We start from the raw sequence: 14,272 nt of genomic DNA, 5'->3' as shown, positions 1-14,272 counted from the left end.
CGGAACCGATTCCGCCACCGACGATGAAAGGGATGAACCCTCCGCTCGAACTCGGCACACCGCGCTCCCCCGCGCCCCGCGTGGTGATTCCACACCAGGTACACGATCTGCGCGGCGATCCGATCGGTGAATTGCGGTATCCCGCAGGCGCGGCGGTGATCATCACGGGCGTGCCCGGAGCCGGGAAGAGCACGGCGCTGAAGAAACTGTTCGGAGCCACCGCCGAAGGGGTCGAGCCACCGGTGAGCGCGGACGGAGCCGTGGTGCTGGACTCGCAGCACTCCCGGAACTCATGGCATCGACGATTGGCCGGAGTGCCCTACCCGCTGTGGCTGCCGATCGTGCACGTCACCCACTACGCGCGGATCCGCAAGGCGCTACAGGCAGCGGACGGTCCGGTGGTCATCCATGACTGCGGCACCCGCCAGTGGGTACGCCGACTGGTTTCCGCATGGGCCGCCGAGTCGCGGCGAACACTGCACCTGATCATGATCGACGCCCCCGCAGAAGCAGCCCTCGCCGGACAAGTATCGCGGGGCCGCGAAGTCGGCCGACTCAGCTTCCGCTGGCACGTCGCACGCTGGCAGCGGCTGGTCGATCTGGCGACAGCAGGCGTCATGCCCCGACCGGCACCCGATTCGGTGGTGATCCTGGATCGCGCGAATGTGCGCGGATTGCAGGAGATTTCGTTCGGGGGTTGACCGAATCCGAGCCGTCCGAGCGCCAGCTGGTCCGGTCATCCCTCCCCTGGCTCAGGGAACCAGCACCTCGAGCGCTCGCGCATGCGCGCGAAACGTCGCGGGCAGCGTCCCCGCCGGATCGCCGTCCGCCGTGGCGGGCGCGCCGGGGGCGGTCAGCTCGATCCTGGACGCCCGATACTGCACCGTCGCCGGATGCTCGATCCGTTTCCCCGACGACAGCGCAGGCAACAACCGCAGCATCTCCAACCGCGACATCGCCCCCACCACCGTCAGGTCCAGCATCCCGTCATCGATGACCGCATCCGGAGTAATCAACATCCCCCCGCCATAGGTCCGGGTATTCCCGACCGCGACCATGACCGCGGGCACCTCGATCACCGTCCCATCCGCATGATCCGGCGACCCGTGCAGCTCGATCCGATACGGCACCGCAAGCTTGCCCATCAGCTCGATGAGCGCAGCCACGGTATACCGCATCGGCCCCTTCGGCCACGTCAATCCATTGGCGCGCAAAGTAACCCGAGCATCCAGCCCAGTCCCCGTCACCGTCGCGAACCACATCGGAGCCTTCGCCCCCTCGGTCTCGACGGTCCCGAGATCAATGGTCCGGGTCCTGCCCCCCAGCACCACGTCGACAGCCGCAGCCGTGTCCTCCGGAACCCCCACCTCACGTGCGAGGTCATTGCCCGTACCGCCGGGCACCAACCCCAGCGGGGTATCCATACCGACCAGAGCCTGCAAAGCCACGCAGGTCAAGCCGTCACCGCCCGCCGAGACCACCGCGTCGGGCCGGCTGCCGGGATCGGCGAGGGCTTCGCGCAACAGCGCCTCGGTGTGCGCGGCGGAATCACCGCGAATCTCGGCGACCTGGATGCCGCGCTCAGCGAACAGCGCACCCGCGGCCAACCCGACCTGCTCACCTTTGCCCTGCCCCGAGTGCGGGTTGGTCACCAGCGCGATGGAACGAATCGTTTTCACGGGATCAGCTTCCCCGGGTTGAGGATTCCGGTGGGATCAACGGCCTGTTTCACCGCACGCAGCACCCGCACGCCCAGATCCCCGATCTCCTCGGTCATCCACGGCCGATGGTCGGCCCCGACAGCATGATGGTGGGTGATCGTCCCACCCGCGGCGACAATGGCGTCGCCGGCGGCGCGCTTGGCCTGCGCCCACTGCGCGAGCGCATCGTCGGCCTGCTTGGCGACGACGGTGAAATACAGCGAAGCCCCGGTCGCATACGTATGCGAGATATGGCACATGACCAGCGCCGGAGTGCCCTGCGCCGTGAGCGAATCCGTCAGCGCGGCAGTGACTTTCGCCTTCAGATTGGCAAGATTCGACCAGCTCGTGGCGGTTTCCAGGGTTTCGCAGAGGATCCCGACGTCCAGCAGCGAATCACGCAGGTACGGCGCGGAGAAGCGACCGTGCTCCCATTCGCGGGCCGGAGTCTCGCCGAGCGCCGTGCCACCGGCAGCCGCGAGCAGGGCATCGGCCTCCGCGCTGCGGGCCGCGACATGCGCCCGGGTGCCTTCGTATGTCGTGACGGCGAGGCAACCGCCGACGGTCGCGCCGCCGATATCGCCGGCACGGGCCAGGTTGAGTCCGGTCTCGGCTTCATCGGACAGGCGCATGACGGTCGGCGCGGCGCCGGCCTGGATCACCGTGCGCAGAGCCGCCGCGCCGGTGGCGAAGTCCGGGAACGACCACGCCTGGTACGCAGTGGTTTCCGGGACCGGGTGCACGCGCAGGGTGACCTCGGTGATGATGCCGAGAGTGCCCTCCGAACCGGAGAACAGTTCCCGCAGATCGGGCCCGGCCGCCGAGGCAGGTGCGCGGCCGAGGTCGAGAGTGCCGCTGGGCGTGGCGATTCGGAGCCGCTGGATCATGTCGTCGAACCGGCCGTAACCCGCCGAGGCCTGCCCGGAGGACCGCGTGGCGGCGAAGCCGCCGATGGTGGCGTATTCGAAGCTCTGCGGGAAGTGCCCGAGCGAAAGCCCCTGTTTACCAAGCAGTTCCTCGGCCTGCGGACCGGTGAGCCCCGCACCGAGAGTGGCGGTGCCGCTGATCGGATCGACCTCGGTGACGGCGTCCAGACGGCGCAGATCCAAGGCGATGACAGCGTCGAAAGCGCCTCGGGCCGGGTCCAATCCGCCGACGACGCTGGTGCCGCCGCCGAACGGGACCACGGCGACGCCGCTGCCGGCGCAGTAGTCCAGCACCGCAAGAACTTCCGCGTGATCGGCGGGGAACACCACGGCATCGGGCGCGTCCTGCACCCCGTCGGCGCGTCGGCGCAACAGATCCGGAGTGCTCTTGCCGCCCGCGTGGCGCAGCCGATCGCGGTGGCCGGCCGACACGTTCTCCGTGCCGACCACCGCGACGAGCCCGGCGTGCTGTTCCGGCGAGAGCGCCGAATCACGCAGCGGCACATCGCCCTCATCGCGACGGGTCACCGGGTCACCGGACACTCCGAATACCTGCGCGAGCAGTCCCCGAATCTGCTCCGGCAGCGGTTTGTGTCCGGACGGGGAGCCCCAGGCGTCCCACACCATACTCGGGCGATCTTGCGGCTCGCCCGGGTTTTCCGTCGATGCGGAGGCTGCTCGTGTGTCGACCATGCGTTACAGTCTGACATAGAATGTCAAGCAGTAACGAACCTGACCCGGAAAGAACCCTTAGCCTCTCCATGGTGGCATCCATGACATCGACCGAACCGTCCTCCGCCGTCGATCGAGCGATCCTCGACGCGGCCCGGGCCTGCGTGGCCGAATTCGGCGTCCGGCGCACCACCCTCACCGAGGTGGCCAAGCGCGCGGGCGTGAGCCGGCCGACCGTGTACCGGCGCTGGCCGGACACCGGATCACTGGTGGCGGACCTGCTGGTGCGGGAACTGCGCGAGATCATCGCCGCGGCAGTGCCTTCCAGCGGGACCGCCCGCGCGCGCCTGGTGGCGTCGATTGTCGGCGGTGGCGCCATGATGCGGCGGAACCCGCTGTTCGCCAAGATCTTCCGCACCGATGCCGAGGTCATGCTGACCTATGTCTTCGAACGGCTGGGCCGCAATCAGCGCGCGCTGATCGGACTGTTCGCCGACGGCATTCGAGAAGGCCAGCAGGACGGGTCGATTCGCGCCGGGGACCCTGAGCGCCTGGCCACCATGCTGCTGCTCATGGCGCAGTCGGCGGTGCAGTCGGCGGGAACCGTTGCCGCACTGCTCGACTCCGATCAGCTCGATTCCGAGCTCAGTTACGCGATCGACCGCTATCTGGCGCCGCAGTAGGCGCTGACGGCCCGCTCGGGCATTTCATACACGCCGTATCCGCACAGAAATCCGCATCGAAAGGTCCCGCTATGACCGGCAATTCGGCCCAGGCCAGTTCGGCGCTCAATGCCGCCCGGCGGCAACGCGAGCTGCAGGCGCTCGGCGATGGCGGGACCATCGACCTGCTGGTCATCGGCGGCGGCATCACCGGCGCCGGCGTGGCCCTGGACGCCGCCGCGCGCGGGCTGCGCACCGTGCTGGTGGAGAAGCAGGATCTGGCCTTCGGGACCAGCCGGTGGAGTTCCAAGCTGGTGCACGGCGGGCTGCGGTACCTGGCCGGCGGCGGGGTGGGGATCGCGCACGAGAGCGCGGTGGAACGCGACATCCTGCTGACCCGCACCGCGCCGCACCTGACCCGGGCCCTGCCGCAGGTGGTGCCGCTGCTGCCGAATATCGGGGCGGCGCAGAAGGCGCTGGTGCGCATCGGGTTCGCGGCCGGTGACGTGCTGCGGCGCACGGCCGGGACCTCGCCCGCGGTGCTGCCGCGATCGCGGCGGGTGGCGGCGGCGGAGGCGCTGCGGTTCGCGCCGACGGTGAAGCGCGCCGGGCTGCGCGGCGGGCTCGTCGCCTGGGACGGGCAGCTGGTGGACGACGCCCGGCTCGTGGTGGCCATCGCACGCACGGCGGCGCTGGAAGGGGCGTCCATCCTCACCCGGGTCGAGGCGTCCGACGTCACCGGGACCACGGCGACGCTGCGGGATCGGCTGACCGGCGAAACCCTCACCGTCACGGCCCGTTCCGTGGTCAATGCCACCGGCGTCTGGGCCGATCAGGTCGATCCGAGCATCGAACTGCGCCCCTCGCGCGGTACCCACCTGGTGTTCGACGCCGCCGCATTCGGCGGCCTGTCGGCCTCGCTGACCGTGCCGATTCCCGGCAGCACCAGCCGTTTCGTCTTCGCCTTCCCCGCCGCGCACAATCGCGTCTACCTGGGCCTGACCGATGAGGAAGCCCCCGGCCCGGTGCCGGACGTGCCGCACGCCACCGAATCCGAAATCGACTTCCTGCTCGACACCGTCAACACGGTGCTGCGGGAACCCCTGACCCGCAAAGACATTCGCGCCACCTTCGCCGGCCTGCGCCCCCTGCTGCGCACCGGCGGCGACAGCACCGCCGACATCTCCCGCGAGCACGCCATCCTCACCTCACCCACCGGCGTGATCACGGTGGTCGGCGGCAAACTCACCACCTACCGCAAAATGGCCGAGGACGCCGTCGACGCGGCGGTCGCCCACGCCGCCCTGCCCGCCACCCCCTGCCGAACCCGCAACCTCCCGCTGGTCGGCGCGGTCTCGGGCGCCTTCCGCGACGGCATCGCCGCCCCCAACCGCCTGGTCGAACGCTACGGCAGCGAGGCCGCCACCATCCTCGAACTCACCCGGCAGCACCCGTTCATGGCCGTCCCCGTGGGCCCGGACCTCGACGTGATCGGCGCCGAATTCGCCTTCGCCACCACCCACGAAGGCGCCCTCGACAGCGATGACATCCTCGACCGCCGCACCCGCCTCGGCCTGGTCGCCGCCGACCGCGCCGCCGCCACCCCCGCCGCCGAAGCCGCCTTCGAACCGGCCTGACGTGTGCCGGTTGCCGCCGCAGCCGCGGCCAGGGGATCAGCCGCCGAAGACGTTGCAGCCGGAGCCGGCGTTGACGCCCTGGCCGACGTGGACGTCCACGTAGGGGAAGACGTCCTCGCCGGGGCCGCTGTGCTGGACGACCTGGAGGCGGTGGGGGCCCTGGGTCCGGGGTGTCCATCGCACTTCGGCGATGCGGCCGGAGGGGCGCGCCCAGGCGAAGGGGATTCCGTTGTCGTAGAACACGACCGGGGTTGTCGGGTCGTCCACGTAACCGTTCACCATGTAGGTGCAGCCGGTGCCGTAGTTGGTGGCGGATCCGAAGCTGATGCCCGGATCCACGCCGACCTGGGTGGCCGTGGCGCCGGCCGGTGCGCACAGCAGGACGGCGGAGGCGGCGAGGGTGGTGGTCGCGGCGGTCAAGAGCACGCCGCGGGGAGTGGCGGCGCGCCGGTTCCTGTCGATCGTGCCCATAGATTCGGTTCCTCATCGGTTTGCCGGAGCCCGGTGCACCGGCACGATCTCTCGATCCTCGCGTCCGCGCCGCCGCCGCGCGGCATATTGGTCAAGTTGGCGAAACGTGTCGCACCGAACGGTCGCGGCGTGCGCTTCGTATGACCCGGGTAGCGCACCGGCCGCGTCGCCGGATGCATTCCGAGCACGACCGGGGCATATTCGGTGGGGTGATCGGATTCTCGGCGCCGCGGTGGAGCGGCCGGTCGATACCGGTCACTATGTTCAACAGTCGCTGCCGGGGGCGGGCTGTGGGACTTATGCTGACTGCGATGTTGTGAGCGCCCGGCTGAGGAGGCGCGGAATGGGGCGGATTCCTACCACGGTGGGGTTGGCGCGCGGAGACGGGCTGGTCGCGCGATTCGGCAATGTGGTGATCTTCCTGGCCGGTGAAAGTCCTTCCACCGAAAGGGTTCTCGGCGCGGCGGAAACTGCCTCCAGCGCCGGCGATCCCGGCGTGGCCATTGCCCAGCGCCTGGCCGCCACCGTCTTCACCAGCGGGTCGGCCCACCCGCCCGCCTTCGGCGTCGTGGCCCCCACCTCCGGCGGCATCCTCATCCTGCTGCGCGGCCCGGTCCGCGCCGTGGTCGACGGCCCCGAAGGCACCCGCCAGCTATCCGGCGTCCGCGCCATGACCTGGGCCGACGAAATCCTCCGAGACCCGGTGCGCCGCCTCACCATTGCCGCCGACGCCCGCACCACCACCGAAATCCCGCACACCGACCTCCGCGCCGGCGTAGCCGCCGCCGGCGGCTTCATCCTCCACGCCCCACCCACCGGCATCACCCCCCACTCCCGCACCACCAGCAGCGCCCTCCCCAAACCCACACCCCCACCCACCGACCCAGCAGCCTCCACCCCCACCCCCGACCAAACCCGCCGCGCCCCCCTCCCCACCCCCTCCCACACCCGCTTCGCCTCCGGCGAAACCCCCGCCCGCCACACCCCACCCACCTCCGCCACCTCCGAATCCCCACCCGAACCACCTGTCACCCGCCCGCAAACCCGCGCCCCCGAACCACCCGCGCCCCAACCGAAAACACCCCCGAGCGCTGCGCCCGCCGCCCGCCACCCGCAGACCACCGCCGAGCCGCCGCCCGCCGGTCCGGAAACCATCGCAGCCGGACCAGAAGCATCCGCCCACTCGAAAGCCAGTACCGCCGGTCCAGCGGCGTCCCGCCGCACAACCTCCCCCGAACCGGCGGAGACACAGGCCATGCCCGCCGACGACCAGAAGAACTTCGGACCCTCCGCCGCCTCTCCACTCGCCCACCGAGATCCACCGTCCAGCGGCCACCCGATCGCCGGATCGGCCGCGGCCCGCGCGGCAAGGTCCTCGAGTGAGCAGGCCGCGGCCCAAGGTGCGGCAATCCTGGCGCGGGGTGGCGAGCCGGGAGCCGCGTCGCCATCCGCACGTCGGGTTCCGTGGTCTTCGGACGATCCGGTCGCCTCGCCGGCCGGGCCGAGTTCGCCGGCCGAACCGGATGTCACCCGGGTTGCTGCGGCCGAAGGTCCGGCGGGCGAGCATGGGGCCGTCCACCCGCAGGACCCACAGGCAGAGGTACCGACCGTCACCCGTGGGCCCAGGCAGCAGCCGCCGACTCCGCCTGCGCCGGAATCCGATCCGCAGGCGGCCGTGCCCACGATCGACCGTGCGACCGGGTCGCCGAAGGACCGGGCGACGCCGGTCTTGTCGGATCCGCCGCCCTACCCGTCGCTCGGCAAGCGGTCGGGGAAACCTCCGCGCGAGGCCACCACCGAGGCGCGGATGCCCGGACCGGTGCCGAGTTGGCCGGGCGAGAAGGCTCCGCAGCGTCAAAACGCCTCTTCCGCATGGGATTCCGAGCCGGGTAGCCCACGCGGGGACGCCGGTCGAGCCCAGGATCCGCTGGGTCCACGCGCGAGCGAGCCCGCGGCGGGAGGGCAGCGCGGCAATGTATCGAGCGGAGGTCGTGGCGAGTCGGAGGTGGCCGGAGCGCCGGCGGCCTGGCCGCACAGCGGCGCGAGCGCAGGTGCTTCCGATTCGGATGCGGCACGGGCACAAGCAACGACGCGTATGGACAATGCGACGCCGGGTGCGGGTTCGTCCGGTGGTGAGGCGGTGGATGCGGGCGGCAGGCGGCTCGGTGATCAGGGTGCGGCACCCGCCATGCCGGGGGCGGATGCGCCGCATTCCTTCGGGTGGCGGCCGAAGATCTCGGAACCCGGTGCGGGTGCAGGCGGGCCGGGCGGGCGCGCGGGCAGGCCGGATCCGGAATCGCAGCCGCCGACGGCCGAGTTCGATGCGGAGGCGGCGGCTTTCGAGGATGTGGCTTCTGGTCAGCAGGCCGCGGCCGGGGGTGGGCGGCCGGCGGCCGCGCAGGCTGTGGCGCCGGGGGCGTTGACCACGTCGGATGGGTCGGTGTATCCGCTGGATCGGCCGTATGTGGTGGGGCGGGATCCGATGATCGATGATGCGGTGCGGCGGGCGCAGGCGGCGCCGATCGTGATTCCGCGGAATCGGCATGTGTCGCGGGTGCATGCGTATGTGTATGTCGAGGGCGGGGTGGTGTTCGTGCGGGATGCGGCGACCCCGGGCGGGACGTTCGTGGCGGCCCCGGGGGCGGCGGACTGGATTCGGGTGGGGCAGCGGCCGATCGAATTGAAGCCCGGGTGGAGTGTCCGCATCGGCCAGCGCATTCTCACTTACCGGGCAGACCCGGGCCGGCGATATCTGGACGGGTGATCACCGGGAACTGGTGGCGGCATTTCGCGAGTAGCGGCCGCCACCAGTTCCCGGTCGGTGATGTTTCAGATCAGGTGCGCACGCGGTCGCGATCGCGATCGCGGTGCAGGCGGACGTAGCGGTAGCGTTTGCCGATGCGGCGGCAGCCGGTGGCGAAGGCCAGGCCGGCGGCGGCGCCCAATGCGGCGCAGGCGATTACGGCCGTGACGGTCGGTTCGTGGCCGAGCAGTATCCAGGAGGCGCCGACGGCCACCACGCCGAGCAGGGCCGCGCTGATGGTCAGGCCGATGGTGGCGGCGAAGCGGGCGCTGCCGCGGCGGAGGGCGCGGGCATTGGATTCGGTGTAGGCGGTGGCGAAGAGCAGTAGCAGGGCCAGGGCGATGGCGGTGACCGTGGTGGTGGCGCGCTGGGTGGTGCGGATGTCGAATTCGTAGGTGGCGGTGGTGGTTCCGCCTCGGGACAGGGTCAGCTCTCCGGTGAGGTCGCCGGCCAGGACGTACTGGTTCACCGGGGTGGGCAGTTCGGCGGTGGCGGGATTGCCGGGCTGCAAGGGTGTGGTCGCGCCGCCGATGCCGGCGCCCAGCACATTCAGGCCGAGTTTCGCCGAATCGGCGTCGGCTCCGGTGATCTCGATCGGCACCGGCTCGGACAGGTCGAGATCTATTGCGCTCACGGCCGGATCGGCGCCCGCAATGCGAACCACACCGGCGGGCGGCGTATTCGGCTCCGCCGCGGCGCCCACCCCGAGCACGGCCGCCCCGCCCGCGACCACTGTGAGCACCGCCGCGGCCAGGAACGGCAGGCGCGGCGACGGCAGGGTGACCACCCGCTGGATCGGCACCAGATCGCCGCGATCCACATCGATCAGCCGAACACCGTTGTGCTGCACGGGTTGTAGCGGGCGCACGCGCACACCCGGTGCGGCGCGGAAGCCCGCCCCCTGCTGCCCGCGCGCACCGGCGTAGGGATCCGAAACCCGGTAACCGCCAGGAGTGCCCGGCGGCACCCGGAATCCGCCCGGAGCTCCCGGGCGGCCGGACGGTCCATTCGGCCTGTCCCCTCCAAGGGGCGCTGCCGGCCGCAGATAGTCCGGGCGGGCGGGCTGGGGTCGCATCGTCGTACCCTGGTGCGCCGCAGGCTGTATCGGGCGCGCGGGACCGGATCGCCGCTCGGCCTCCCGGGCAGGGTAGGGCGCGGCCTGGTTCGGTCCCGATGCCGGTGCGCGGCCCGCTACGGGTGGCGACGCCAGGTTAGGATTGGATGCGGTGCCCGGCAATGGGTTTCGGTTCGGATCGGATGCGGCGCCCGGGGGCGGGGTCAGGTTCGGGTCCGATGTGTCGGCGGGGTGGGCGATCGAAGATGGGGCGGTGGTGCCGTAGGGGTCGGGCAGGGGGCGGGGGGTGTGGGGTGGGCGCGGGATCGGCCGGGGGGTCATGACCGAGCGGGTGGCGCCCGTGGCGGCGGCGACAATGGTGTCCGCGCCTATCACCGGAATGCCGATGGGGGTGAGCCAATGTGCGCCCCAGCAGGAGACGGCGGGTTCGCCGAGGGCGATGCCGAAGGCTTCGGCGGAGTCGTAGCGGTTGACCGGATCGGAGGCGAGGCCGTGCATGACGACTTCGGCAATGGGTTCGGGGACGGTGGGCGCGACTTCGCCGAGCTGGACGGGTTCGCCGTAGGCGTGTGCGAAAAGCACCGCGAGGGCGTCGGCGCCGGGCGGGAAGGGCAGCGTGCCGGAAAGCAGCTGGTAGAGCATGGTCGCCAGCGCGTAGACGTCCGTGGAGGGCGAAAGCTGCTGGCCGCGAACCTGTTCCGGGGCGATGTAGGACGGGGTGCCGATGATCTCGCCGGCCCGCGTCACCAGCGTCTCGTCACCGCCGACGATCTTGGCGATGCCGAAGTCGGTGAGCTTGAGCGTCCCATTGGCCGCGAACATGAGGTTCGACGGCTTCACATCGCGATGCAGGACGCCGTGCCGGTGCGCCGCGTCCAGCCCGGCCGCACAGGACAATGCCACCGCGACCGCCGCCATGGCCTCGAATCCCGCTGTGATGAAACGGTTCTCGACCGTCCCGCCGGGCAGGTACTCCAGGACCAGCAGGCACAGGTCCTCGTGCTCGATGTAGTCGTACACCGGCACCACATGCGGGTGGTCGAGGGCGGCCATCACCCGCGCCTCGTCCACGAAGCGCCGCCGCACCTGCATATCGTCGGCGAACTGCGGCGGAATCTGTTTGATGGCGACCCGCCGGTGCAGCCCGCGATGCGTGCCGGCCAGCACCACCCCGCAGCCGCCGCGCCCGATCTGGCCGTCGATGTCGTATCCGGGCAGCGCGGCGCGCACCCGCCCGATATCGGTGCTGTTGAGATCCTTCACGCTCATCCGACCGCGCCTCCGGGCCGGAGCCGGTGCGTCCCGCCGGGCCCGGTGCGAATGGTCGGCTCGTCCGCCGGATCACCGGTTGGCCTGTGCGCCTGCGGATCCCGCCCGATGGTCACATCGTCGGGCCCGCCGACCGCCGGGCCGAAGACCTTCGAGGCCGGACGGCCGACCGGATACGGAGGCGGCCCGCCACCGGGCGCCACGGCCGGGTCGGGTGTGGTGGCCTGGTAGCCGGGGGCGAGCTTGTGTGTCGCGCCCAGATCGGGAGCGCCGCCGACCGGATAGCCCTGCGCACCCATATTGAGGGCGACGGTCAGGTCGTCGGCCGCGCTCGCCGGATAGCCCTGGGCGTCGAGTTCGCGGGCGGCCGCGAGTTCTTCGGCGTCCAGGCCGAGGTCGTCCTCGTCGCGCGGGGTGGGTGAGAGGTACCCGGCCAGGAAGAAGACGGTGGCGGTGACGCCGGCGAGAGCCAGCCACAGCCCGGTGCCGGGCGCCCACCAGCGGATGACCGAGGCGGTGAAGCCGACCATGAGCCCGATCCCGATGCCGGGCGCCAGCAGGCGCAGCCCGCGCTGCCAGCGGTTGGCGGCCAGCCGGTGCCGCGCCACGGTCAGGGCGGCGTCGGCGATGGCGAGGGCGGTGAGCACGGCCAGGATGATCCCGAACAGCCCGTATATCGACACGAGTGAACCGCGCACGTCGATGACGGTGCCCACGCTGGTGATCGGATCGCCGTCGGCGCCGATGAGCGTCAGATCGGAGCCGATCAGTCCGGTGGCCTGTCCGCCCAGCCCGGCCGGGTCGAGGCGATAGGTGAGCTGCTCGGTCTTGCCCGCGGCGACGGTCAACTCGACCGAGGTCGAATAGGAGAAGAAGTTCAGTCCGAGCACATGCCCGGCCAGGTCCACCCGGCGGATGGTCACCGGGTTCGCGGAGCCATTGGTGATCTCCACCGTGACCTCGCTGACCTTGGCGGGGTCCAGCCGCACCGGATTCTGCGCATTCGCCCCGGCAATGGCGCGGCCGTCCATGGTGGCGGTCGCGCTCACCGAGCCCTCGGCCGCGGCGGGACCGGATCCGAACAGCGTTGCGGCACCGAACAAGCCGAGCACGGCGAGGAGCGTGACGATTGTCTTCCGGAGCGGGCGAAGGTGACGGCTGATCATCGGGGCCTCCGGGCGGGCAGGTGGGATACCAGGCGGTGGCCGTAGAACCAGCCGCCGATGAGCAGGAAGAACAGCAGCACGGTCGCGGTCGCCGCGCCGCCGCCGACCCGGCTGACCAGCACGACATCCAGGTCGGCGGCGAGTTTCACACCGCATTCGGCGGTCACCTGGTGATGCCCGATCTCGGTGGACCCGGTCGGCAGCGTCGCGTCGAAGACGCCGTCGGAGCCTGCACGGGTGTCGGCGACCTTGGTGTCGCCGATCGAAAGTCGCACCTGCGCACCGGGATCACAGCCGCGGCCGGTGGCGGTGACCTCGGTCCCCGGTGTCGCGGCGGGCGGATCGAGCTCGAGGCCGGTCGTCACCGCCGGGTTCGGGAAGACATCGTTGTTGCCCGGGCTCGTCGGCTCGCCCTCGGGCCGGTCGGTATTCGGATCCGGTTGCGCCGGTTGACCGCCGGGATTCGTGATGTCACCCGGGTTTCCAGAACCCGGATTTGTCCCGGGATTCGTGCCGGGGTTCGTGCCCGGATTGGTTCCGGGGTTCGTGCCCGGATTGGTGCCAGGGTTCGTCCCACCGTCGGTGCACTGCCCGTTCGACGGCTTCACACTCCCGTCCGGGCACTTCTCCGGCGCGACCGGGCACTGCCCGTTCGAAGGTTTGTCACTCCCATCCGGGCACTTCTCCGGCACGGTCGGGCACTGCCCGTTCGAGGGCTTCACGCTGCCATCGGAGCAGTACTCGATGGGCTTGGGGCACTGGCCATTCGACGGCTTCACACTGCCGTCCGAGCAATACTCGATCGGCTTCGGACACTCACCGTTCGACGGCTTCACACTGCCGTCCGAGCAGTACTCGATGGGCTTGGGGCACTCACCGTTCGACGGCTTCACACTGCCGTCCGAGCAATACTCGATCGGCTTCGGACACTCACCGTTCGACGGCTTCACACTGCCATCGGAGCAGTACTCGACCGGCTTCGGACACTGACCATTCGACGGCTTCACACTGCCGTCCGAGCAGTACTCCACCGGGTCCGGGCACTGCCCGTGTGACGGTTTCAGGCTCCCGTCCCAGCAGTACTCCGGTGTGGTTCCGCCGCAGGACGGCTGGCCCCAGTCACCGCATTGCGGCGTCGAGCCATTGCCCTCTCCATTGCCCTCCGGGGTTCCGCAGGTGGTTCCGCACGGTTGCTGCTGGGGTTGCTGGCCGGGGCCGTCCGAGGTTCCGGAGCCGTCGCCGGGATTCGGGTTCGAATCACAGCCGCCGCCACTGCAGTCCCCGCCGCTGGTTCCGGGAGAGGCGCCGCCGTCCTGGGTTCCGCCGTCATAGGTTCCGCCGCCGGTATCGGGTTGCGCCGGAACCGGGGTGAGGGGTGCGCTGGTCGCGACCGGTGAAACTCCGCCGGCGGGAGGCAGATTCGCCGGCAGCTCGGCCTGCGCCGACCCATCGGGGCTGGTGAACGATAGCGCCGGGACGGTGATGGCGGTGTACGCCGCGCCGAGGGCCGCGGGCACCGCCAGGGCGAGCAGGGCGGCGAGGAGCGCGATCATCCTGGCGGTGCGGTTCGAATACCGCTCGCCGCGTATCGGTTTCGCCTGCCGGTGGGAGCTCCCGGCACGCCGACCGTATTGTGCACGTGTCATCATCCGGCGTGACCTCGCTCGTTCGATGGTAAGGCCGGGAACCCCCGCTGCGGAGACTTCTCACCCAGCCTTTACCTGCTGGACGCCAACCGCATTGGACCCCCGGGCCGATTGGGAGACTGTGCGAAACCGTCGCCTCGTATATCGCGCCCGGGGCACGCCGTGTTCATGCGCGACGAGAGCCGAATCCCGGGGGGCATACGATCCAGTGGCCGATACCGCCTTCGCCACCGAGAGGACAATGG

General features: G+C 70.7%; 10 protein-coding genes. 4 read left to right on the top strand and 6 right to left on the bottom strand.

Annotated elements, in window-relative coordinates:
• Positions 1-32: 32 nt before the first annotated feature.
• Positions 33-701 (top strand): AAA family ATPase, encoded by a 669-nt coding sequence (locus tag ACFVIV_RS20240; protein ID WP_379198410.1) that lies wholly within the window; start codon positions 33-35, stop codon positions 699-701.
• 51 nt (positions 702-752) lie between these two features.
• Here ACFVIV_RS20240 and ACFVIV_RS20235 read toward each other — a convergent pair whose 3' ends face one another.
• Positions 753-1,679, bottom strand: a complete 927-nt coding sequence (locus ACFVIV_RS20235; RefSeq protein WP_379198408.1) for a diacylglycerol/lipid kinase family protein — start codon at positions 1,677-1,679, stop codon at positions 753-755.
• Positions 1,676-3,253, bottom strand: coding sequence for an FAD-binding oxidoreductase (locus tag ACFVIV_RS20230; RefSeq protein WP_379198531.1), 1,578 nt, complete (start codon positions 3,251-3,253; stop codon positions 1,676-1,678). Before ACFVIV_RS20230 ends, ACFVIV_RS20235 begins: the two co-directional genes overlap by 4 nt.
• Positions 3,254-3,399: 146 nt before the next feature.
• On the opposite strand from ACFVIV_RS20230, the gene ACFVIV_RS20225 reads away from it, so the two are divergent.
• Together ACFVIV_RS20225 and ACFVIV_RS20220 are read left to right on the top strand one after the other, a co-directional pair.
• Positions 3,400-3,981 (top strand): TetR/AcrR family transcriptional regulator, encoded by a 582-nt coding sequence (locus tag ACFVIV_RS20225; protein ID WP_379198406.1) that lies wholly within the window; start codon positions 3,400-3,402, stop codon positions 3,979-3,981.
• Between the two features lie 71 nt (positions 3,982-4,052).
• Positions 4,053-5,597, top strand: a complete 1,545-nt coding sequence (locus ACFVIV_RS20220; protein ID WP_379198404.1) for an FAD-dependent oxidoreductase — start codon at positions 4,053-4,055, stop codon at positions 5,595-5,597.
• Positions 5,598-5,633: 36 nt separating this feature from the next.
• Here the strand turns inward: ACFVIV_RS20220 and ACFVIV_RS20215 are convergent, their stop codons facing one another.
• Positions 5,634-6,068, bottom strand: coding sequence for a hypothetical protein (locus tag ACFVIV_RS20215; RefSeq protein ID WP_379198402.1), 435 nt, complete (start codon positions 6,066-6,068; stop codon positions 5,634-5,636).
• 343 nt (positions 6,069-6,411) lie between these two features.
• Here ACFVIV_RS20215 and ACFVIV_RS20210 point away from each other — a divergent pair, with 343 nt between their 5' ends.
• Positions 6,412-8,832, top strand: a complete 2,421-nt coding sequence (locus ACFVIV_RS20210) for an FHA domain-containing protein (protein WP_379198400.1) — start codon at positions 6,412-6,414, stop codon at positions 8,830-8,832.
• 70 nt (positions 8,833-8,902) lie between these two features.
• Here ACFVIV_RS20210 and ACFVIV_RS20205 read toward each other — a convergent pair whose 3' ends face one another.
• Genes ACFVIV_RS20205 through ACFVIV_RS20195 form a run of 3 tightly spaced genes read right to left on the bottom strand, consistent with a single transcriptional unit; the run spans position 8,903 to position 13,934 of the window.
• The gene (locus ACFVIV_RS20205; RefSeq protein WP_379198398.1) at positions 8,903-11,215 is read right to left on the bottom strand and encodes a protein kinase; all 2,313 of its coding nucleotides are present in this window, start codon (positions 11,213-11,215) and stop codon (positions 8,903-8,905) included.
• Positions 11,212-12,381 (bottom strand): hypothetical protein, encoded by a 1,170-nt coding sequence (locus ACFVIV_RS20200; protein ID WP_379198396.1) that lies wholly within the window; start codon positions 12,379-12,381, stop codon positions 11,212-11,214. The genes ACFVIV_RS20205 and ACFVIV_RS20200 overlap by 4 nt, the downstream gene beginning before the upstream one ends.
• Positions 12,378-13,934 carry a hypothetical protein gene (locus ACFVIV_RS20195; protein ID WP_379198394.1) on the bottom strand — a complete coding sequence of 519 codons (1,557 nt, stop codon included), beginning with the start codon at positions 13,932-13,934 and terminating at the stop codon, positions 12,378-12,380. Before ACFVIV_RS20195 ends, ACFVIV_RS20200 begins: the two co-directional genes overlap by 4 nt.
• Positions 13,935-14,272: the final 338 nt, after the last annotated feature.

This window comes from Nocardia sp. NPDC127526 (assembly GCF_042672265.1).
In the GTDB taxonomy this organism is placed as follows: Bacteria; Actinomycetota; Actinomycetes; order Mycobacteriales; family Mycobacteriaceae; genus Nocardia.
Note: the sequence above shows the minus strand (reverse complement) of the source record. Positions and strands in the feature narration are given on the sequence as shown.